We start from the raw sequence: 21,824 nt of genomic DNA, 5'->3' as shown, positions 1-21,824 counted from the left end.
GGACTTAGTCTATATTTTAGTTATTCCAGATTAGGGCGCGATTGTGGAGTAACAAAGGAAGAAAATGATCAAACTTTTTTATAAAATCGAAACATAAATTCTTTTTATTTATCGTAAAATGTAGTTTACGAGGCATTTTTGATCAAACTTTATTTTATAGCTACAAGTAAATGAGAAAAGTACCGATTTCCTGGCTTCCGTTAATTCCCTCAAAGTATTTGGGGAACAGCGCCAATGCCAGGAATGTGAGGGTCGTGAGCATTAAGTACTTGTCACCCAACAGCCCAATCAACAAATTGATCAAGAAGGATGTTTCCATCACCTGAGGGAATCAGGCTATCCAGGAATGCAGCGCCTTTAAAAGAAACCATTCCAAGGAGGAAAGCCGTGCAACGGATAAGGCAATGTCTTTCAATGAGATGTCTTTCCTTTTCCAAAAGTTTTCCGCAAGTGTTTTTCCGTCATCCGCCATAATGCCGCTTTCGACTTTTTCGACATGAGGGGTTTTAAAATGGCGCCTGAAAAAGGAAATCGCCGGAATGATCATGAGGGCGATAAAATAAAGGGCCATCATTAAATTGTCCGCCACTACGGCCGCGGATACCATTTCCCCAGGTGTTTCAAACTTCGCCGCCAGTATAGGACGCGCTCAGCATGGCGCCAAGCTTATCGAGGACTGGAATATAATTTTTTAATAAGAAAAAACTGATGATGACACCAGTAACTGTACCAATCGAGCTGAGAAGGAAAAGAATCAGCAGCCTGCCGCTTTCCCGCCAGACTTTTTTCAGATGGACATGAAAAAGCAGCAGCGGGATGGCGAGCGGGATAATAAAAGTCCAAACTGCGTCATAAACAGGGGATGCCGTTGGGATGATTCCAGTGTTGGATAAGATAATAGCTCCTATAAGCGCAATAATTGCACCGGATACCTTGGCTGCCTAGTTGTAGCGCTGTTCCAGATAAATGCTGGCCGAAGCCCACACTGCGATGATCCCCCATAATGTGATGTAATCGTCAGCCTTAATGAGTGTATGTTCCAATTATGCGCCTCCTTTTTATTCCTTTTCTATTTATCATATTAACGTTAGGTATCCGGAAGTCAAAATATTCAGTTTAGTGATTCGGCGCAGCTTTCAAAAGCAAAAAGAACCTTAGGCCGCAGTCTGTGACGCTGCCTAAGGTTCTTTTTTATCGTGAGGCCTCATATATGCCAGATTAGATTTTACGGTTGATGCGGAGCACCTTGTCTGCCATATAGCTATGAAAAAACCATTCGCCCATTGCTATTAGAAATGCAGCAAACAATGATCCTGCCATCAGTGAATCAGTATAGTCAAACAGGATCAGGCCAAGCCCCCAAATCATGAAAAATGACAAAATGAAGTCGGATGCGGTCGCGGTCAGGTTGCTTGTTTTCGGAAGGATCATCAAGTCGCCGGCAATATAGGAAAGCAATCCGAGCAACAGAGTGATGAGAAGAAGGTCGCCGAAACCCGCATGAAACCCGAGTCCAAGAACGAAGTACAGAATGATGAAGGACATGACACCCTTAATCACAAATGCTTTAACATGTTCCATAAGTTTCCCTCCTTTGCCAATATCTTTCCACCAAAAAGAAAAAGTAAACACAGTACTGCAACACAGCACTGCAGCGTGCCACCACCCCAGCGTGCCTGACCCCCGGTGCGTTACCGTGGTAACGCACCGGGGGTCAGGCACCACAAGAAGAGAGGCACCACAAGAGCTTACTTTCGCTTTTAGCGGCTGGTTTTAGTAAAATGAATCTATCTTTTGTTTTATTCTATGTTTGAAATTCATTATAAGTACCGCCAGGCTGGAAGGAGGAATTGAACGATGGATCCAGTCATTGTTGAGACTGTCCAGGAAGCGCTTGACCGCTTTCAGAATAAAGAGGTTTATATTCATCTGGAGACAACTAACGGAGCATACGCTTCGCATAAAGACGAAGCTTTTTTCTCTTCAGGTGCCTATATCCGCAACGCAAAGGTTGTATATGAGCGTGCCAAAATCACTGGAAACGGCCCTTTCCGCACAGGGCTGAAAATTCCGTTCGGCTGGGTATACGCAGAAGGCATTACCCATTTTGAAATAGACAGCAAGGAACGGCTGCTGCTTGCAGGACATGATTTCCAAGGCAAGCTCGCCGTTGCACTCGAAATCAGCGAGACGCCATTTGAGTAGCGCTGAAGTGCTCATTTGAAAGGAGTTCAGAAGCAAATGGAGAAAGAACGTCATGTTTTAGTGGTATTCCCGCATCCGGATGATGAGTCATTCGGGGTATCCGGGACAATTGCTTCGCATGTAAATATGGGAACACCGGTCACGTACGCTTGTCTGACACTTGGTGAGATGGGCAGGAATATGGGGAACCCTCCCTTCGCTACAAGAGAGACGCTCCCTGCCATCAGGACCCACGAACTTAAGGAAGCAGTAAGGGTAATAGGCATTTCGGATTTACGCATGCTTGGCTATAGGGACAAAACAGTTGAATTTGAAGACCCTGATAAATTAACAAAACAAATCAGTGAAATGATCGATGAGCTGAACCCCTCACTCATCATTAGTTTCTACCCGGGATACTCAGTTCACCCGGATCATGAAGCAACAGGTGAAGCGGTGGTAAGAGCGGTTGGTATGCTTCCAGAAGCAAAGCGGCCAAAGCTGGAATGTATCGCTTTCTCGAATAACACAATCGAGGAGCTTGGCCAACCAGACATCGTCCATGACATCAGTGCCGTGGCTGATACAAAATTGGATGCCATCAGGGCACACCGCTCGCAAACCGAGCTGATGGTCGCCGAAATGGCCGTGAAGCTAAAGGAAAAAGACCCGCAAACATTAGCCTGGCTAAACATCGAACGTTTTTGGACCTACAAGTTTTAAAGCACTAAACAGTGCCTGACCCCCAGTGCTATAACGCGTTACCGCACTGGGGGTCAGGCACGCTTTTTTTGTTTAATATGTAAAAGCATCCGCAACAATGTTTTTCCAAAAAATAGACACGGCTACTGGTTCGCAAAACAGATTATTAGGTATACGATATAGATATATACTGGGCATATTGAAGATGAGGTGATTCTTTCTTGGAAGAAGTGATTGTTTCCATCCGCGGTGCAGAAAAAACTTACGGCAAACAAATTGTTTTAAAAGATATCAGCCTTGATATCAAAAGAGGAGAAATCTTTGGTCTTTTAGGTCCTTCAGGCGCTGGCAAAACCACTCTAGTCAAACTTCTTGTCGGGCTGGATACTCCTACATCAGGGGAAACATATTTGTTTGGGCAAAGAATGCCGTGTCTAAAGCTAGCAGGGCGTATCGGTTATATGGCCCAATCGGATGCGCTGTATACTGAACTGTCCTCCCGGGAGAACCTCGAGTTTTTCGCTTCTCTTTACGGACTTAAAGGCGGGCAGCGGCGCAGGAGGATTGAGGAAGTCGCAGAGCTTGTCGGCTTGTCCTCCAGCATGGACAAAATTGTAGCGCAGTTTTCCGGAGGCATGAAACGGCGGCTTTCGCTCGCAGCCGCTTTGCTCCATGAACCTGAGCTGCTGATTCTCGATGAACCGACCGTAGGCATTGATCCAGTGCTCCGCCAGCAAATATGGTCTGCTTTTTACCAACTTCAGCAGCAGGGCACCTCGCTGATTGTTACCACCCATGTAATGGATGAAGCAGAAAAATGCAGCCGCCTCGCCCTGCTTCGCGATGGCAGCATGATTGCTGCAGGTACACCAGAGGAATTAAAAAGAGAGACAGCTTCCAACACGATGGAAGAAGCCTTTTTATATTACGGAGGTGCCAGGCCATGAGAATTGCAGCACTGGTTCTTAGAATCCTGCGCCAGTTTATCCGCGATAAAAGGACAATGGCTTTGATGCTGGCTGCACCTTTGCTGATTTTGACATTGGTTGATCTCGTTTTTAACGGGGAAAATTACGTCCCTAATATCGGTTTAGTCAGTATTCCGACGACAATCGAAGATAAAATGCTAAAAGAGGGCGCTCATATCCAAAAATACGGCTCAGAAAAGGATGCCGTCAACGATCTTGAACAACAGAATCTGGACGGATATCTTTTGTTTCAGCCAGGGAGATCAGGGAAGCTCGTGCTTGAAGGCAGCGACCCTGCCATCAACGGCGTGGTGATGAAGTGGTCTCAGGATGCCTTAAAGCCGCTTCAGCCTTCGAACATTAAACAAAAGCTGAAAATAGCTTACTTTCACGGTAAGGAAGAATTAAGGCAATTCGACTACTTCGGTCCTGTCCTTTTAGGTTTTTTCGCTTTTTTCTTTGTGTTTCTCGTTGCCGGGATTTCTTTTTTACGCGAAAGGACGACCGGAACGCTTGGTAGGCTGATGGCCTCCCCGCTTCGGCGATGGGAAATCGTAGCAGGATATGTCATCGGGTTTGGCATTTTCACTATGCTGCAGGCAGTTATCATTGCCTTGTATGCTATCTATGTTCTGGACATGGCTATGTACGGAGCCTTTGGCTATGTACTGCTGATCACCCTGCTTCTTTCACTGTCCGCGCTAACACTCGGAATCCTGCTTTCGGCTTTTGCGCAAAATGAATTCCAAATGATGCAGTTCATTCCGATTGTTATCGTCCCGCAGCTATTTTTTTCAGGGTTGTTCAATCTTGAAACCATTTCCGAATGGCTGCGCTGGATCGGCCTCGCCACCCCACTTTATTATGGGGCGGAAGCTTTGCGGGATGTTATGGTGAGGGGGAACGGCTGGGATGAAATATATGGAGATATCCTCATTCTTGCAGGCTTCTCCGCACTGTTCATCAGCTTGAACATCATAGCTTTGAAAAAGTACCGTAAGGCGTGATGAGGAAAGGAAGATAGGTGTTCCGCGACGCTTTATCACACCACCGCACCGGGGGTCAGGCACGCTTTAGGTGGGTAAAGAGTGCATGTGTTTCGCTGACGCTAGCCGGCTAATCTTTATGGCTGGCAGAACAAAAAGCTACCTTAGTGGGCAGCTTTTTGTTTAGGCCTTTATCACTGCAATCCTCTAAAAGTGAAAAGGCTTTTGTTCTTGTTCGTATTTCAGAGAAAATACTCCCGGTACTCAATAAAAGACGCAATTATTGCTGCAATCAGGTAAACAATCGAGGCAAAAAAACGCATACGTTGGAGAATACTTTTCCTCTGATTTATTGATTTTAGATCCGGTTTTCCTCTGGACATGCATATCAAGATTGCGGCTCGTAATACCGCCCGATGAGGTAAAGAAATAGATGACCACTACCCCTAATAATCCTGTAAAAAAAGAGCTTCAATAAACTTGAAATCGCTGATATAGGTAATCCCAAAGTTCATGCAAGTGACTATTGCCAACGTAATGATACAGCTAATCATTTTACCTATGTTAATCTCCCCTTTTCATACTCGTACAGACGATATGTAAAAAGGTTTCGAATGTCAGTTTGTAAATTTAACCGAATCGATCAGTTTGTCATACGACTCCATGTTCACTTCATAGTTTGCTGGCATACTTGCGTATGAAAAAATATACGCATTGCCATTATGAATGACTGTCTTTTGATTCAGTTTGAAGCCCTGAAGGTTTATGCTGACCGCTTCATTCCATTGTTGGCCATTGAGTTCAAAATTTTTCTTGCTTTCATAGTCAAATCCAGTGCTGGCAAAAGAAGCTTCTAAAAACTGATCAAATGAGACACCATCAGGAACAGGCTCCACTAGCACATTTAAGCTGGAAACTGCATCGTTGGCTTTAAAAGCATAAACTACGATTGGAAAAGGAAAGTCCTTTGGAGCTTCCTGTTCCATAAAGTGGCTGGGAACAGTGAATGTCGCTTCCTCAAGTTTCGTTTCAGTCCCTTCAGCCATGGCTTTATCTGATTCCTTAGAATCAGCACTTTTAACCTTGTCATCACTTTCCTTTTCAACTTTTTCTTTGCTGTCCTCTTGCTTGGTTTCTTTACTGTTCTCTTTACCGGTTTCCTTACCAGTCTCATTTTTGGCCTCGCTCCCGGCCTTTTCGGCGTCATCGGAACAAGCAGTCACAAGGCTAACCATCATGATGAGCAGCAACGCGAATAACTTTTTCATTATTATTTTCCCCTTTTCAAAATAGTCTAAGAAAACAATAACACTTTTTGAATTATATGGTATTAAATTTTCTGAATATGGTATTAAAATCCCATTAAAATGTAATTAAAACCCATAAAGACAGCGATATCCGCTTTTGCTAGGACTTAATAGAAATTTGGGTATTTATGTTAAAATCAGATAAATAAATGAGTTAGGAAAGAGAGAAAGAGAATTCATAGGGAGTTGAAAAGCAAGTGAGGAAATACATTGAATTTACTGTGGATATAAAACCTTTTCAAGCGGTACAACTGCTGTTAGAGAACCGTGATTTAAAGGCAAGTTTAGTGTTTGAAGATTATAAAATTGCAGGAGTAGACGAAAAGGAGATTTCTATTTTAGTATTTGAGAAATTTTATCTACGTAATAGCAGTACCGCAACACTAACTGTTATAGCTGATAATTTTAGCGGCGTACCCATTGTAAAGTGCATTTCAGCTGGAAACGGACAAGGAATCCTTGATATGGATTTGGGAGCAGGTAAAAGCTTTCTTAAACCGGTTAGAAAAATACTGGAACCTCATATAATCGAAATAACACAGGAGTCATGAAGTTCTATCACCAGAAAAAAGCACTGCAAAATGCAGTGCAAAAAGACACACTTTAACAAATCACCGCACCGGGGGTCAGGCACGCTTTGGTGCTTTAAAGCACTTCGTTGATGGCCTTTGCGACTCCGCTTTCTTCGTTGGTTATGGTGACGGCAGTGCAAATGGCTTTGATTTCTTCAGAGGCGTTGCCCATTGCGACGCTTCTTCCGGCAATGCGCAGCATTGACACGTCATTATAGTTGTCGCCGATGGCCATCGTTTCGGCTAGCGCAATGCCTTTGGCTTTCACAAATGCTTCAAGCGCAATGCCTTTTTGGGCATCTTTGCTGGTCACTTCGATGTTCTCGCTTCCGGAGGAAGTGACCTCCACACCTTCCATTGTACGGATTCTCTCCTGCGCTCCAGAAAGTTTTCCATCATCAAACGAGAATGCGAGAAGCTTGTAAATTTGATATTCCGGACTGCTGAACAAGCTCGCATAGTCATTGATTTTATGAACGAGCCCTGCTCTTACCCGCTCCTCCGCGCCTTTCATGATTTTCTCAAGTGGCACCCCAGGGTTCGCGCTCGAAATGATGTCAGCAATGATCGTCACTGCTTTATCCTCATCATCCGTAAATGTTCCCTTATTGGTGTAAACCTCAAAGTAGACCCCGCTGTCCTTCAGCAATTTCGCTGCTTCTTCAGCCTGTCTGTCACCAAGCGGGTTTACCGCTAAGACTTCCCCTTCTTTCGACCTGACTTCTGCTCCGTTAACGCAGATAACCGGGCATTGCAGCCCCGCCTTCTTCAGCACGTAAACCGCCTCATCGTAGGAACGTCCTGTCGCAATGACAACCTCGATGCCCTGTGCCTGGGCCCGCTTGATCGCTTCCCGGTTCTCTGGTGTCAATTCCTGGGCTGCTGTAAGCAGTGTTCCATCCATATCGCTTGCAATACATTTCATATCTTCACACCCTTAGCTGCTAATTTAGTATTTCCCGGCATTTTACCATGTCCAGTCCATTTTAGCACTTTTTCGCTAAAATTTATTCCATACCAGCCTTTGCCGCATATCCCTTTTCTTCCTGCCGAAACCATCATACACTAGAGTTATCAATCTATTGGACAGGAGCTATTGAATGGAAACCGAAACAAAACTCAATTGGAAATCACTTATCTCCCTGATCAAACACGCAACTGTGCCAAAATGGATGATTGCCGCTGGAATTCTTTTAAGCCTGCTTGAAACTGGTGGCGGCCTGATTGTCCCGCTCTTCACAAAATCGCTCGTAGACCAGCTTTCCGCTGCAAGTCTCAAGCCGTCCCTCCTTATCCTGCTGGCATCGGCATTAATTTTGCAGACTGCAGCAGCTGGTTTCTCGTTTTATTTCATGACGTACATAGGCGAAGCAATCGTTGCTTCAATCCGCCGAAGGCTTTGGAACCAAGTCCTGCACCTCCCTATTCCCTACTTTGACCGTCACCAGACAGGTGAAATCATGAGCCGGGTCACCCAGGACACAAATATTGTGAAGAACCTTGTCACCCAGCATTTAGTGTCTTTCTTTACAGGAATCATCTCGATTATCGGGGCAGTTGCCATCCTGTTGTTTATTGACTGGAAAATGACCCTCATCATGGTGACAGCCGTCCCACTTGCTCTTCTTTTGATACTTCCGCTTGGCCGGAAAATGTATAAAATCTCTAAGGCCTCACAGGATGAAATGGCTGGGTTTTCAGCCAATCTTGGCCGTGTCCTTTCCGATATCAGGCTTGTCAAAGCGTTTAATGCTGAAAAAACCGAGCAGGCAAAAGGGGAAGATGGCATTGACCATTTATTCGGCTTTGGACTGAAGGAAGCCCGGATCCAGGCTGTGATTTCTCCGTTCATGACATTCATCATGATGCTTGTGCTCGTCATTTTGATTGGCTACGGCGGTGTCAGAGTGGCTTCGGGAACACTGACTGCCGGTTCACTCGTAGCCATCCTGATTTACGTGTTCCAAATCATCATTCCGTTCAGCCAAATGGCTTCATTTTTTACATCGCTCCAAAAAGCGGCTGGCGCAACGGAAAGGATCTCAACCATCCTCACTTCAAAAACAGAAACAGATAGCAACGGAATAGCCGTTACCGGGTCTTCCGCGGATATACGGTTTGATAACCTGTCATTTTCCTATCATGAAAACGAGGCTGTAATAAAAAATATCAGTCTCACAATCCCTGCTGGTAAAACTACTGCATTTGTCGGTCCAAGCGGGAGCGGTAAAACAACTTTATTCGCGCTGCTTGAACGCTTTTACGGGCCTTCTGCCGGATCAATACTTTACGGCAGCACGAGCATCGGGGACTTCAGCCTGAACGCGTGGCGAAGCCAAATTGGTTATGTTTCACAGGAAAGCCCGATCATGTCAGGGACAATCCGTGACAATATTGCCTACGGAATACAGCGGGAGGTAAGCGACGATGAAATTCAGCAGGCAGCAAGACTCGCACATGCTGAGGAATTTATCAATCGCCTGCCAGCCGGCTATCTTACTGAAGTAGGAGAACGCGGCATCAAGCTTTCCGGAGGCCAGCGGCAGAGGCTTGCCATTGCCCGTGCCTTGATTCGTAACCCTGGCATACTCCTTCTCGATGAAGCAACATCAAATCTGGACAGTTCCTCGGAAGTGCTTGTACAGAACGCCCTTGCCTCCCTGATGGAAGGACGGACGACGCTTGTGATTGCCCACCGCCTTTCCACCGTTGTCGATGCAGACCAAATTGTCGTCCTAGACAACGGGCAGGTGACAGGTACGGGGAGCCACCAGGAGCTGTTAAATACCCATTCGCTTTATAAAAAGCTCGCAAGCCAGCAGCTCAAGGGAGAAAGGCAGTCTTGATGTCAGATAAGACTGCCCTAAATTCTTCCCATCCCAAATAAAACCTTTAAAGTGAAAGCCTTTTCAGCGAAACCGAGTTTCGGACGCATAAGCCCTGCTTAGCTATATAAGTATAAATTTTCATTGGAAATTTTCTCCCATTATTTAAAAATGCTGATAAAAAAGGGTTGGCAAACGCCTCGTTTTGAATTAAAATTAATAACTGCTTATAAATATGTAATTTGAGGGTGAACTTATTTGGAGCCAGTCTTAGTTAAGAAAAATTCACTTGGAAATTTTTTCACTTTTTCTATTCCATCACTTCTTGGTCTTTTCCTGTTCATGATCCCCATCTCCTACAAGGGTGAAATCACAATCCCGATTGCTATTCTATCCGGATTAATCCAGAAAGGGCTTGGGGCATATTTGCCGCAAATCATGACAGTGATCGTCTGTCTGACTTTAGTCGGCACTTTGCTTGCAAAAACAATCCGTCCGCAAATCATGATGCGCAACGCTTTTCTGAAAAATCTTTTTGATGTGGCACCTGTATGGTTTGCTGCAAGGATTCTCGGTGCGATTTTTGCCGTCGCTACTTTGTATAAATTGGGACCGGAAATGATCTGGTCTAAAAATACCGGGGGATTGCTGCTGACCAGCCTTCTGCCAATCCTGTTCTCCGTCTTCCTGCTTGCAGGGCTGCTACTGCCGCTCCTGCTCGACTTTGGCCTGCTAGAGCTGTGCGGAACAATGCTGACAAAAGTCATGCGCCCGATTTTCCGACTGCCGGGGCGCTCATCCGTTGACTGTATGGCCTCATGGCTTGGGGACGGGACGATTGGGGTTCTTTTAACAAGCAAGCAATACGAAGAAGGCTTCTACACAAAGCGGGAAGCGACTATTATCGGTACCTCCTTCTCAGTCGTTTCCATTACCTTCTGCCTTGTCGTCATTAAGACGGTAGGCCTTGAAAAAATGTTCGTTCCTTTTTACCTGACTGTACTGGTTTCAGGGATTGTGGCCGCAGTCGTACTTCCAAGAATTCCGCCGCTGTCACGTAAGCCGGATACTTACTATGCTGAGAAATCCGATGATTATTCAGAAGATAAAATTCCGGCAGGATCCACTCCGTTTAAGTGGGGGCTTACCCAGGCGCTTGATAAAGCAAGTAAGCATCGCGGTTGGGGAGACTTCTTCGTCTCTGGAGGTAAAAACGTTCTTGATATGTGGCTTGGTGTTGCCCCAATCGTCATGGCACTCGGTACTCTTGCCTTGATTATTGCCGAATACACACCTTTTTTCCAATGGCTTGGCCTTCCGTTTATTCCACTGCTTCAATTATTGCAGGTTCCGGAAGCTAAAGCAGCTTCGGAAACAATCATGGTCGGATTTGCTGATATGTTTCTGCCATCCGTTATCGGTGCAGATATCAAAAGCGAATTGACACGTTTTGTCATCGCCTGCGTCTCTGTTACACAGCTAATCTATATGTCGGAAGTTGGCGGCCTCTTACTTGGTTCAAAAATTCCAGTATCATTTAAAGAGCTGTTCATCATCTTCATTCAGAGAACCTTAATTACGCTGCCAGTTATCGTACTGATTGCTCACATCCTTTTCTAGCAAACTGAAAAAATGAAGCCGGCCGCTCTCTTTTTTAGAGAGCGGCCGGCTTTTTGTTTTCACACGCGGTGGGGTAAAATGACTCTTTTTAGCAATGCTGGGGTTAAGATACAGCTTCTGGGAATATAATTGCGTTGATCGGGAATAAATCATCCGTTATCGGGAATAAATCATCCGTTATCGGGAATATCCGGGGGCTGATTAGGAATAAAGTTTTAAGGTCCTGTCCAGCTTCGTCTAAAGCTTCACTTATCCGATTACATACGGCCACATTTCGATAATGTTAGAAGTACTTTCCCTCTTAAAAATCTAAATCCCCCGTTTTTTGGGACCAACTTCAATATATATGATAAAAGGCGCCCGCTTTGGACGCCTTTTTTATTCAGCCTAACGACACTGGAACGAGTTGATACTTCTTAAGTCAATCCCAAAGTATACCCAGCCGGTGCGGCGTCTCCAGCGGTAGCCTGCAACAGAGTTCCGGCCCACGAATGTCGGGAAATACCAGAAGCTCCGGCCGTTTCTAAGCCAGATGTACGTGTAACGGTACAGGCAGCGTCTGATTCCGCCAGGATCAACTGCAAATTGCGAGGCTCCTGTCAGCTGTGGAGTGTAGGAAGGTGGTGGTCCTGGAGGTCCTACCTGTCCGCCTTGCCCCGGGAATCCGCCCCCGCCACCTGGGAATCCTCCGCCTCCCTGACCCGGCCCAGGGAAGACTTCTCCTGGATAGCCTCCATACTGTCCTTGATACATTTCACCCTGGTAGCTTCCGTATGGATCAAGGTATTCTCCCTGCATCGGGATAGCTTCTCCCTCGTATCCCTCCACAGGATAGCCTCCCTGATATACATTAGGGTCAGCATAGCCATACGGGTTGTAAGTTTCACCATATTCACCATTCACATAGGAATCTTCCATAAAGTTCGTTTCAGCCGGAAACGGGGCTTGAAACGGATAGTATTGATTGTAAGTCAAGACCATATCCCCTCTCTGTCATTTCTCGTTGTAATGTATGCGAAGCGCCCGTAATGGTGCTTAGCCTATTTTTCAGACAATCTTTGAATCTCCGCGCTGATTTCCGCAGCCACCCGGTCCACATGCTGGAAATCCATTGCTTCTACATAAATATCTTCAAGGTCATCGTGCAGGTGGCTGGCCTTTGCAAGCGAAGCAATGGCTTCCTTCATTTTTTCCTTGTATCTCCTGCCCACGTCGGCAATCTGGTCTTCATACTTTTCATCGGTTCCCGGCGCGATTGTCCGGCTGTACATGTCAATGATTTCATCGCTTTCCCTATCCGGGAAATACTCGTGCGGGGAGGTGCTGTCAAAAATTGCAAACCCCAGCTCCCGTACAATCACCATGTCCAGGCTGTTCGGATCAAAGCCGCAATGGTAAATCTCCACGTCAAAGCCCCGCTGCTCCGCTTCCGCCGCCAGTTTTTTCAGCATTGTAGACTTGCCCGAGCCGGGGCGTCCTTTGATTAAATAACGCTTTGCCAATCCTTCTGTCAGGTTGGGCACAAAATCCACCGCGCCGGCAGGAGTCGCCGCACCGAGAAAACGATGGCGCACATCGGGCTTTTTGTCCAAAGCCTTCCTGCCAAAAAATGATTCGATCAGTTCCAACGTCAGCTCATTCGCTTTTTCAAAGTCCATATTTTCAATATAGTATGTTTCCCACTCATCATGGATCCTGAGCGCTTTAGCAAAACAGGCGTAAGCAGACTGGAACGATTGGCTGATTTTTCCCGTCAGCTCTTCAATCTCTTCACGCCGCTCCTTCAGCTTTGCCGAATCCCATGCTTCTCCAAGATTGATATATTCCTCTACAGCACCGGGGGCCTTCGGTTTAATGACATGTGGCGCCGTGCCATCCACGATTCCAAAGCCAAGAGCACGAATAATCAGGCCGTCGATCGAGTCATTATCTGAAGAGCAATGCAAATATTCGATATCAAAGCCTTTCCCGTTCCACTCTTTTCCGAGCTTTCTCATGAGTGAGCTCTTGCCTGTTCCCGGGCCGCCTTTAAGAATGAACAAACTGCTTAGCCCCTCCAGATTAGATTCATACAGGCTGTGAAACCCTCGGGCAGTATTGCCGCCGGCATAATAGTTCAGCACTTTTCCCGCCAATAATGACACTCCCTCCGTCCGCCAGCGTGACGGCTTTTTTTGCTTCCCCATTAACCTATGCAGGAAACGCCCACTGGGTGAATGCCCATTAAAAACGGCAGTAAATCGCAAAAAAAAGCCCATGCACCCCATGGACTTTCCTTCTCACTATTTTTTCAGTTCAGCATATTCGGCTTGTGCTGCCTTCAGAAGTTCGGCAGGCACAACTTCGATTTGCAAACCAATCTTCCCAGCGCTGACAACCATCTTTTCAAGCTGTTCTGCGCTATCGTCAATAAAAGTCAGGTAATGCTTTTTCATCCCTAACGGGGAACAGCCGCCGCGCACATATCCTGTATATTTCTGGATGTCCTTGACGGGAAGCATTTCGACTTTTTTCTCACCCGCGGCCTGCGCGGCTTTTTTTAAGTCAAGCTCCGCTTGAACCGGGATGATAAACACATAAATATTCTTGCTTGTCCCTGTCGCTACCAGCGTTTTAAAAACAATTTCCGCCGGCCTGCCAATTTTTGCGGCAACGGAAATGCCGTCTATTTTCCCATCCCGATTGTCATATGTCAGCAGTTCGTAAGAGATACTTTGCTGATCAAGCAGTCTCATTGCATTTGTTTTTACTGCCATCACACTCGCTCCTTGTCTCTTCTTATCGTTTTCACACTTTTACTTAGTAGCTGCGGCCACCGCTTCTGCCAGAACGGCTTTCCTTCCGATTGAAACATAAGTCAGCCCCGCCTTTTCCGCAGCCTCTGCCGAATAGCAATTCCGCCCGTCGAGCAATACAGGCTGCCTCATGAACAGCCTGTATTTTTCAAGGGGAAACGCTGTGATTTCGGGCCATTCTGTCAAAACAAACGCAAAGTCAGCGCCTTTTACCGCTTCTTCTGGCGTTTCGGCATAATAAAGCTGATCGCCGTAAATTTCCCGCATTTTTCCCATTGCTGCCGGGTCATAGACAGAAATGTCGGCACCCTCGTCCAGCAGCTGCCGGATCACCTCAAGCGCCGGGGCTTCACGAATATCGTCTGTAAATGGTTTAAAAGAAAGCCCAAGTACTGCTGCCCGTTTCCCCTTGAAACTGCCGGCAATGCCAATCGCTGCATTGACCAGCTTTTGCTTTTGCCTGCTGTTGACCTCAATAACTGATTTCAGGATGCTGAAATCACAACCCCATTCTTCCCCCAGCTTCACAAGGGCTTTTGTGTCCTTCGGAAAGCATGAGCCTCCATAACCAATTCCTGCCCGCAAAAATTGGCTGCCAATCCGGCTGTCCATGCCCATCCCAAGTGCCACTTCCTCAATATCGGCACCCGTGACCTCGCAAAAATTCGCTATCTCGTTCACCAGGCTGATTTTTGCAGCGAGAAAAGCATTGGAGGCATACTTGATCATTTCAGCGCTCTTCAGGCCTGTCCTTAAAATTGGCACTCCAAACCGCCTGTAAATCCCGGCAAGCTTGTCCCCTGCCGCTTTGTCGTCTGTTCCGATGACAATCCGCTCCGCCTGGAAAGTGTCAGCAATCCCCGAGCCTTCCCGGAGGAACTCCGGATTAGAGACAATACTTATTCCACTCCTTGGATTAAAGAAGCCGGCGAGCTTCCTGTTTGTCCCAACAGGAACCGTGCTTTTTACAGCCACAACCGTTTTGCCCCGGGCATGTTCTGCAATTTCCCGTGCGACGCTTTCCACAAAATCCAGATTGGCTGAACCGTCTTCCCGTTCCGGCGTCCCAACCGCTATAAAAATAAAATCGGCCCCGGAGTATGCCTCAGCGGGACTTACAGTAAAACGGAGCCGTTTCGCGTCCATATTTTGCACCAGCATTTCCTCAAGTCCGGGCTCATAAATCGTACTGATGCCGGCCGAGAGTGTATTTATTTTTTCAGTATCGGTATCAAAGCAGGTAACCGTATATCCAGCTTCCGCGAAGCAGACACCGGTGACCAGTCCGACATAACCCGTTCCTGCAACCGTAATATTCATTGCCTGCGTTCCTTTCCCACTGCAGCAAAGCAGTTCATTTCTCCCATTTTAACATCTATTCTGCAGGAAACCTCTTGAAAAAGCGAGCCAATAACTGGATGCCTATACGCAATCATATGAATAAAAGCTTTCTTCGCGGGTAAAGGTGGAAACAACATATTAATTTTTTAGCATCGATACATTTTTTTACACATGATAGTAAAAATTAACAAGTATGACAGAATATTTAAAGGAGGCAATGAGTATGACTGGATACGAAAACAACGGGCGCCTGCCACGCTTCCCCGAGCCGCTCTGGCGCGGGACGGCAGAGCTGACGCAATTTCCGAAGCTCACGGAAGACATTCAAACAGATGCGGTTGTTGTCGGCGGGGGCATGACCGGCATCACCTCGGCTTATCTGCTTGCAAAAGAAGGGCTGAAGGTTACGCTGCTTGAGGCTGGCGTAATTTTAAACGGTACAACAGGACATACGACTGCCAAAGCCACTGCCCAGCACAGCCTTATTTATGATGAGCTCATCGGCAACTTTGGCGAGGAAAAAGCCCGGCTGTATTATCAGGCCAACCATGACGCCCTGCAGTTCATGAAGGATCTTATAAAAGACGGCAAGATTGATTGTGATTGCTCCGAAGAGGACGCTTATATTTATACGAACGCAAGCGATAAGATGCAAAGTCTCATTGATGAGTTCAAGGCATATGAACAGCTTGGCATCGTCGGGGAATATGTTTCGACAATCCCTATCCCTGTGGAAGCCAAGGCCGCCATTATCATGAAAAAACAAATGCGATTCCATCCGCTGAAGTACTTGAAACACCTCGTCAATGAATTCACAAAGCTGGGCGGGAAAATTTACGAGCATACAACGGTCGTTGATATAGAGGAAGGCGACAGTCCGGTCATTACGACGAGGGACAATCATAAAGTGTCCTGCAGTCAAATGATCATTGCCTCCCACATTCCGTTTTACGACCTGAAAGGGTTTTATTTTAGCCGGATGTACCCGAGCCGCTCGTATGCGATGGCGGTCAAAACAGAGAAAGAATTTCCCGGAGGAATGTATATCAATGCCGAATCACCGTCACGCTCGCTGCGTTCCGCGGACTTAAACGGAGAAAAAGTAATCATTTTCGGCGGCGACAGCCATGATACAGGGAAAGAAGAGAATACGCACCAGTACTATGAAGAGCTTGAGAAGTTTGCCGACAAAACGTTCGGCGTCCGCGAAATCCCGTACCGCTGGTCGGCGCAGGATCCAATTACGCTTGATAAAATTCCGTTTGTCGGCCACTATTCGTCTTCGACTTCGAATATTTACGTCGCGACAGGCTATCGGAAGTGGGGCATGACGAACAGTACGAACGCTGCGCTGCTTTTGACAGACTTAATTGTTGGTCGGGACAACCCGTACAAGGATGTCTTCACACCGCAAAGGTTCCATGCTTACCCTGACGTAAAAAAATTTCTGTCGATCAATGCTGGAGTGGCGAAGGATCTTGTAAAAGGCAAGCTCGAGCAACCATCCACGCAGCCAGAAAACCTGGGGTTGGATGAAGGCGCGGCCGTCACGGTGGACGGCAAGCGGGCCGGCGCCTACCGCGATCATGACGGCAAGCTCCACATCGTCGACACGACCTGCACCCATATGGGCTGCGAGCTTAACTGGAACAACGGCGAGCGCACCTGGGACTGCCCGTGCCACGGCTCCCGCTTCTCCCATAAGGGTGAAGTTCTCGAAGGACCGGCCGAGCTTCCGCTGAAAAAGCTCTCCGAGGAATAAAGCAAGGAGTGGGGACTGGTGAGTTATGCAGAGTGAGGTTGCGAGTTGCGATTCTGGTTTGAGGATGAAATTCTTACTGCATGGAGCAGGTGCGGCTTCTATCTGTGTGATTGCTGGTGCAATGTCGTGGGTTAATCGAGAGTACCTTTTCGGGGATATTAAAACTCTGCCACTCCTCTTTCCTTTTTGTCAGCCTCACCATTAAAATGACTCAAAAAGCGGCCCCACAGGCCGCTTTTTTTCATTCCGTATCCGAGTCACGATTTATTCCTCCACAAGGGTTTTATGGATCCAGATGCCGGCCTGGGAACCGTCGCCCATGGCGATTGTCACTTGCTCGGAGTGGGCCACGATATCACCTGCTGCCCATACATGCTCAACATTTGTCATCTTTGTCCTCGGGTCAACAAGGATATGCTTATTATGGTGGAGATCGACGCCCAGCTGCGCTGCGAGCTGCGATTTAACTTCATTGCCTCCGAAAGCGACAAATCCCCGTTCCGCTTCCACTTTCTCCCCGCCCTCAAGCTCAACGCCACGAAACTCCGGACCGTCGGCGAGGATTTTGCCGACAGGCTGATTGATATACGTAATCCCTTTTTCCTTCAGCCGCTGCAGCACGGCAGCATCAACCTCGGTCCGTTCATGGTTGATATAAACAATATCCTTTGACCAATAGTGAAGGATCCTCGCCATATTCGCCCCGGGATTCCCTGAACCAAGCACAATGGTCCGCTTGTCTGAGATCTCGTATCCATCGCAGTCGGGGCACACATACACGCTGATGCCGAGGCACGGGCTTAACGCGGGCCACGGGGGAATTCGATCCATGACACCTGTTGCAAAAAGCAATCTACGCCCCTCATAGCTTTTTCCGTTCTTAGTCTCAATGACAAAGCCATCCGCCGTTTTAGAAGCTTCCTTCGCACTGTCTTCCACAAACTCCACACCAAGACTTTCTGCCTGCTCCCTCCCAAGGCTGCGAAGCTCCGGACCGCTCACCCCATCCGGATACCCGAGGACATTATGGTAGCTCCGGCAAATCGTTGACCTTCCTTCATTACTGTCAATCACCAGCACTTTATATTTATAACGGCCAAGCTGAATCGCCCCTTGAAGGCCAGCAATGCCGCCGCCAATAATAATACAGTCATACTTCAAACTTTTCAGCCTCCTTTAAAAAAACTGTCTATGTTAGATAGTTCCCTTTGTCAGGTAGAGTAATACTGCAGAAGGACTACTCCACATCAATAGGGGAAAACACCCATCCACATTGACATACAATTACTAACATTTCGTCCAGACATGCCGCGGTATAATATAGTAAAGGTTGGATCAGGAGGGTTAAACATGAAATTCCTTTCGAATATAATGATTGCCGTACTCGTTCTCTTTGGTGCCTCTACCACTTTTGCCGCTGAAAAAGAATTTGACTACAGCAGGCCTGATTTTCAGGAGGTTGTGGGCATGCTTTCAATGGAAGGCCACGGAACCCATGATGTGAGCAATTGTTCCGTTAAAAAGCTGTACTATGATGAAATCGCCGAGATGATGAACAAAGGCATGTCGAAGGATGAAGTGCTTGATTACTATGTGAAAAACCTTGGCGACCAGGCACTGCAGGCGCCCCCAAAAAAAGGATTCAATATGACGCTTTGGTACACGCCTTTCCTCATTTTGATGCTGGCAGGCGGAGTGATTTATTTCAGCCTGAAAAAATGGGTCAGCAAAAAGGTTCCCACACCTTCTCCCTTGGTTACTGTTACAGAAAGTGCAGATGCCGAGATTCTTTCATCCATGATTGAAAATGAACGTAAAAAATATCTTTGACAGCCAACATCCAAAGAGCCAAGAGGCTCTTTTTTTTATGTGCTAGACCTTTTTCAGGCTGTCCTGGTGATGAAATTTGTCGAAATAAAAACCATAAATATATATAATACTGAATTTACATATTTTTCAGATAAATATATAATAAACTTTGTATCCTTGACCTAAAGGGGGGCCGAACTTTAGGCGTTAAACTATTTTGAGGAGGGAAAAGCCCTTGGCATTAAACCAAACAGCAGTTGAAAAATCACAGTCAACCGAAACTCCACTAGACTATACAAAAGTCGTCCAATCCCCTGCCTTTCAACAGCTTCTTATGGAAAAAAGAAAGTTCATCCTGCCTTTATCTTTATTTTTTCTCGCATTTTATTTCACACTTCCAATCTTAACCGCCTACACAAGCTTTCTGAACAAGCCTGCAGCCGGCTCCATCACCTGGGCGTGGGTGTTCGCAGCTGCACAGTTTGTCATGACGTGGACACTATGCATCCTTTATACGAAGCGCGCCGCCCGGTTCGATGAAATGGTGGACGAAATCAAGCGCGAACATGGCAGGGAGGAATCCTCATGAATACGTTGGCATTCACTCTCTTTCTCGCCATTGTGGGCCTTACACTTGTCATCACGTATTTTGCTTCAAAAAAGACAAAGACGACAAGCGATTTTTACACGGCCGACAGCAGTCTGACCGGTTTCCAGAACGGTTTGGCGATTGCCGGGGACTATATGTCCGCCGCCTCCTTCCTTGGAATCGCCGGGATGATTGCGCTGTCCGGCTTTGACGGATTTTTTTACAGCATCGGCTTCCTCGTTGCTTATCTCGTTGTGCTCTACCTTGTGGCTGAGCCGCTGCGAAACCTCGGCAAATATACAATGGCTGATATGATCGCCGCCCGCTTTAATAACAAAACAGTCCGCGGTGTCGCCGCGCTGAACACGATTTCCATCTCGATTTTTTATATGATTGCCCAGCTCGTCGGGGCTGGGGCGCTGATCAAGCTGCTGCTCGGAATTGATTATGTATACGCGGTGCTCATTGTCGGCACGCTGATGACCGTCTACGTCGTTTTTGGCGGCATGACCGCAACAAGCTGGGTGCAGATCGTCAAAGCCGTCTTGCTGATGTTTGGCACATTGATCATTTCCCTGATTGTTTTTGCCAAGTTCGATTTCAGCGTCATGAAAATGTTCACTGAAATGAAATCGGCTACGCCGCTTGGCGAAGGCTTCCTGAACCCTGGGAACAAGTTCAAGAATCCATTGGATACCATCTCCCTTAACCTGGCGCTTGTCCTCGGAACGGCAGGCCTGCCGCATATCCTGATCCGCTTCTTTACCGTAAAAGATGCCATCACCGCGCGGAAGTCGGTTGTGTATGCGACATGGATCATCGGCGCGTTTTACGTCATGACGATTTTCCTTGGCTTCGGTGCAGCAGCGTTCGTCGGCTATGACAAAATTGTTGCCGCCAACGCTGCCGGAAATATGGCCGCACCGCTGCTTGCCCAGGCGCTCGGGGGCGATTTCCTGTTTGCATTTGTGTCCGCAGTAGCGTTCGCAACCATTCTCGCCGTTGTTGCCGGCCTCGTGCTCTCGGCTGCATCCGCTTTCGCCCACGACTTCTACAGCCATATTGTCCGCCGTGGCCAGGCAACGGAAAAGGAACAAATGGTGGCCGCGAAGTTTGCATCAGTCGGCGTTGCGGTGCTGTCGATCATCCTTGCATTGTTCGCCCAAAAAATGAACGTCGCGTTCCTAGTGGCGCTTGCCTTTGCGGTCGCCGCGAGCGCCAATTTACCGGTGCTTCTGTTCACGATTTTCTGGAAGCGGTTTAACACTGCTGGCGCCGTCACCGGCATGATTGTCGGGCTCGCCAGCTCACTCATCCTTGTCGCCATCAGCCCGAATGTGTGGTCACCTGAAGCTGGCGTTGCCATCCTTGTCGGCAAACCGCTGTTCAGCCTGACAAACCCTGGGATTGTCTCGATCCCGCTAGGGTTTCTCGGCGCCTACCTCGGCACCGTCCTTTCAAGCAAAAAAGCTGACGCCAAGAAATTTGATGAAATCCTCGTCAAGGCGAATACTGGAATTCAGAGATAAACATACAGAAACCGGCTGCCTGTATTAGTACAGACAGCCGGTTGAAAAATGGATTTATACAACTTAAATCCAAAGCCCATTATTTAAAAAATAATGGGCTTTTTAGGTAATCGTTAACATAATGATAATTTTAGACACTGGGAAGTTTTCAAAAACATAAAATGTATTACCTAACAATGATCATCGTGTATACACCATCCAGCCTTACCATGCGCCGAAAAACAAAAGTCAATATTGCCTATCAGTAAAAAGAATATTCTGATTAACTGTTGACAATCCAAATAAGAATGAATTAACATGATTAACAACAAACGGAACGTCTTATATGCAAGCGATGACGAAGAAGAGTAGCTATTGTGGATGTTTCAGAGAGCTGATGGTTGGTGAGAATCAGCACAGACATTTTAGTGAATGGCCTTCCGAGCTTCCGCACCGAACCCTTTTTAGGCAGTAGGCTGCGGCGAACCGCCTTATCGTTACATGAGGCAGGCATTAAAAGCTTCAAGCTTCGATGCCCTCAGAGTGGATTGCAGCTTGCTGCAGTCAATAAAGGTGGTACCACGGCTCCCCGTCCTTTGCGACAGGGGCCTTTTTGTGTTTTTTACCCATATAGAAAAATCAATGACTGAGAAGAGTAAGCTTGCAGCGTGAGCTACAGAGAGCCGGGATTGGTGAGAGCCGGTGCAGCACCGCAAGCTGAATGGACTCAGGAGCGGCAGCAGGAAATGGCTGCCCGGCCCCCGCCGTTATCAGGGCCCGGCATTCCGGGAAAAAGAGGAAGCTTTTACAGCTTCAATGCGAGGTGGCACCGCGGTTATAACCGTCCTCCGCGAGC

Annotated in this window: 19 protein-coding genes, 1 pseudogene and 2 other annotated features; of the genes and pseudogenes, 11 read left to right on the top strand and 9 right to left on the bottom strand. The window is 47.1% G+C overall.

The genetic code is table 11. The features are described from left to right. Positions 1-331: 331 nt before the first annotated feature. Together D1970_RS06090 and D1970_RS06085 are read right to left on the bottom strand one after the other, a co-directional pair. Positions 332-875 (bottom strand): annotated as a pseudogene (locus D1970_RS06090) (DUF819 family protein). A gap of 343 nt (positions 876-1,218) precedes the next feature. Continuing rightward, positions 1,219-1,581, bottom strand: coding sequence for a DUF2512 family protein (locus D1970_RS06085; protein WP_119112001.1), 363 nt, complete (start codon positions 1,579-1,581; stop codon positions 1,219-1,221). Positions 1,582-1,857: 276 nt separating this feature from the next. Here D1970_RS06085 and D1970_RS06080 point away from each other — a divergent pair, with 276 nt between their 5' ends. From D1970_RS06080 to D1970_RS06065, 4 genes are all read left to right on the top strand, one after another. Beyond that, a complete protein-coding gene (locus D1970_RS06080) occupies positions 1,858-2,205 on the top strand; it encodes a YojF family protein (protein ID WP_119112000.1) in 348 nt (115 codons plus the stop codon). A gap of 36 nt (positions 2,206-2,241) precedes the next feature. After that, positions 2,242-2,907, top strand: a complete 666-nt coding sequence (bshB2, locus tag D1970_RS06075) for a bacillithiol biosynthesis deacetylase BshB2 (protein ID WP_119111999.1) — start codon at positions 2,242-2,244, stop codon at positions 2,905-2,907. A gap of 200 nt (positions 2,908-3,107) precedes the next feature. Continuing rightward, positions 3,108-3,833, top strand: coding sequence for an ABC transporter ATP-binding protein (locus D1970_RS06070; protein WP_119111998.1), 726 nt, complete (start codon positions 3,108-3,110; stop codon positions 3,831-3,833). Next, the gene (locus D1970_RS06065) at positions 3,830-4,861 is read left to right on the top strand and encodes an ABC transporter permease (RefSeq protein ID WP_119111997.1); all 1,032 of its coding nucleotides are present in this window, start codon (positions 3,830-3,832) and stop codon (positions 4,859-4,861) included. Before D1970_RS06070 ends, D1970_RS06065 begins: the two co-directional genes overlap by 4 nt. A 596-nt stretch (positions 4,862-5,457) precedes the next feature. On the opposite strand, the gene D1970_RS06060 is transcribed toward D1970_RS06065, so the two are convergent. After that, positions 5,458-6,108 carry a hypothetical protein gene (locus D1970_RS06060; protein ID WP_119111996.1) on the bottom strand — a complete coding sequence of 217 codons (651 nt, stop codon included), beginning with the start codon at positions 6,106-6,108 and terminating at the stop codon, positions 5,458-5,460. 236 nt (positions 6,109-6,344) lie between these two features. On the opposite strand from D1970_RS06060, the gene D1970_RS06055 reads away from it, so the two are divergent. Continuing rightward, the gene (locus tag D1970_RS06055) at positions 6,345-6,698 is read left to right on the top strand and encodes a DUF6054 family protein (RefSeq protein ID WP_119111995.1); all 354 of its coding nucleotides are present in this window, start codon (positions 6,345-6,347) and stop codon (positions 6,696-6,698) included. Positions 6,699-6,792: 94 nt separating this feature from the next. Here the strand turns inward: D1970_RS06055 and D1970_RS06050 are convergent, their stop codons facing one another. Beyond that, the gene (locus D1970_RS06050) at positions 6,793-7,644 is read right to left on the bottom strand and encodes a Cof-type HAD-IIB family hydrolase (protein WP_119111994.1); all 852 of its coding nucleotides are present in this window, start codon (positions 7,642-7,644) and stop codon (positions 6,793-6,795) included. Between the two features lie 175 nt (positions 7,645-7,819). On the opposite strand from D1970_RS06050, the gene D1970_RS06045 reads away from it, so the two are divergent. Both D1970_RS06045 and D1970_RS06040 read left to right on the top strand, forming a co-directional pair. Further along, positions 7,820-9,565 (top strand): ABC transporter ATP-binding protein, encoded by a 1,746-nt coding sequence (locus D1970_RS06045; RefSeq protein WP_119111993.1) that lies wholly within the window; start codon positions 7,820-7,822, stop codon positions 9,563-9,565. A 237-nt stretch (positions 9,566-9,802) separates the two neighbouring features. After that, positions 9,803-11,164 (top strand): YjiH family protein, encoded by a 1,362-nt coding sequence (locus D1970_RS06040; RefSeq protein WP_374978541.1) that lies wholly within the window; start codon positions 9,803-9,805, stop codon positions 11,162-11,164. 387 nt (positions 11,165-11,551) lie between these two features. Here the strand turns inward: D1970_RS06040 and D1970_RS22815 are convergent, their stop codons facing one another. The 4 genes from D1970_RS22815 to D1970_RS06020 all read right to left on the bottom strand — a co-directional run bounded on the left by D1970_RS22815 (position 11,552) and on the right by D1970_RS06020 (position 15,279). Beyond that, on the bottom strand, positions 11,552-12,139 hold the full coding sequence (locus D1970_RS22815) for a hypothetical protein (RefSeq protein WP_119111992.1): 588 nt from the start codon (positions 12,137-12,139) through the stop codon (positions 11,552-11,554). Positions 12,140-12,204: 65 nt separating this feature from the next. After that, complete coding sequence (locus D1970_RS06030) at positions 12,205-13,299, bottom strand: PRK06851 family protein (protein ID WP_119111991.1); 1,095 nt, start codon at positions 13,297-13,299, stop codon at positions 12,205-12,207. A 147-nt stretch (positions 13,300-13,446) separates the two neighbouring features. Next, complete coding sequence (gene ybaK / locus D1970_RS06025) at positions 13,447-13,920, bottom strand: Cys-tRNA(Pro) deacylase (protein WP_181213324.1); 474 nt, start codon at positions 13,918-13,920, stop codon at positions 13,447-13,449. Between the two features lie 39 nt (positions 13,921-13,959). Further along, the gene (locus D1970_RS06020; protein ID WP_119111989.1) at positions 13,960-15,279 is read right to left on the bottom strand and encodes a UDP-glucose dehydrogenase family protein; all 1,320 of its coding nucleotides are present in this window, start codon (positions 15,277-15,279) and stop codon (positions 13,960-13,962) included. Between the two features lie 238 nt (positions 15,280-15,517). Between D1970_RS06020 and D1970_RS06015 the strand changes: the two genes are divergently transcribed. Further along, entirely contained in the window at positions 15,518-17,062 is a 1,545-nt protein-coding gene (locus D1970_RS06015; protein ID WP_246370157.1) for an FAD-dependent oxidoreductase, read from the top strand. A 264-nt stretch (positions 17,063-17,326) separates the two neighbouring features. Here the strand turns inward: D1970_RS06015 and D1970_RS06010 are convergent, their stop codons facing one another. After that, positions 17,327-18,223: an NAD(P)/FAD-dependent oxidoreductase gene (locus D1970_RS06010; RefSeq protein ID WP_119111987.1), complete on the bottom strand. Its 897-nt coding sequence runs from the start codon at positions 18,221-18,223 to the stop codon at positions 17,327-17,329. 189 nt (positions 18,224-18,412) lie between these two features. Here D1970_RS06010 and D1970_RS06005 point away from each other — a divergent pair, with 189 nt between their 5' ends. From D1970_RS06005 to D1970_RS05995, 3 genes are all read left to right on the top strand, one after another. Next, positions 18,413-18,892 (top strand): cytochrome c-type biogenesis protein, encoded by a 480-nt coding sequence (locus D1970_RS06005; RefSeq protein ID WP_119111986.1) that lies wholly within the window; start codon positions 18,413-18,415, stop codon positions 18,890-18,892. Positions 18,893-19,106: 214 nt separating this feature from the next. After that, on the top strand, positions 19,107-19,460 hold the full coding sequence (locus D1970_RS06000; RefSeq protein WP_119111985.1) for a DUF485 domain-containing protein: 354 nt from the start codon (positions 19,107-19,109) through the stop codon (positions 19,458-19,460). Next, the gene (locus D1970_RS05995) at positions 19,457-20,989 is read left to right on the top strand and encodes a solute symporter family protein (RefSeq protein WP_119111984.1); all 1,533 of its coding nucleotides are present in this window, start codon (positions 19,457-19,459) and stop codon (positions 20,987-20,989) included. The genes D1970_RS06000 and D1970_RS05995 overlap by 4 nt, the downstream gene beginning before the upstream one ends. Positions 20,990-21,314: 325 nt before the next feature. After that, positions 21,315-21,568: a binding site (T-box leader), on the top strand. A gap of 33 nt (positions 21,569-21,601) precedes the next feature. Continuing rightward, positions 21,602-21,820: a binding site (T-box leader), on the top strand. The last annotated feature ends 4 nt before the right edge of the window (positions 21,821-21,824 follow it).

The sequence above is a fragment of the Mesobacillus zeae genome (assembly GCF_003570705.1).
In the GTDB taxonomy this organism is placed as follows: Bacteria; Bacillota; Bacilli; order Bacillales; family Cytobacillaceae; genus Mesobacillus_C; species Mesobacillus_C zeae.
Note: the sequence above shows the minus strand (reverse complement) of the source record. Positions and strands in the feature narration are given on the sequence as shown.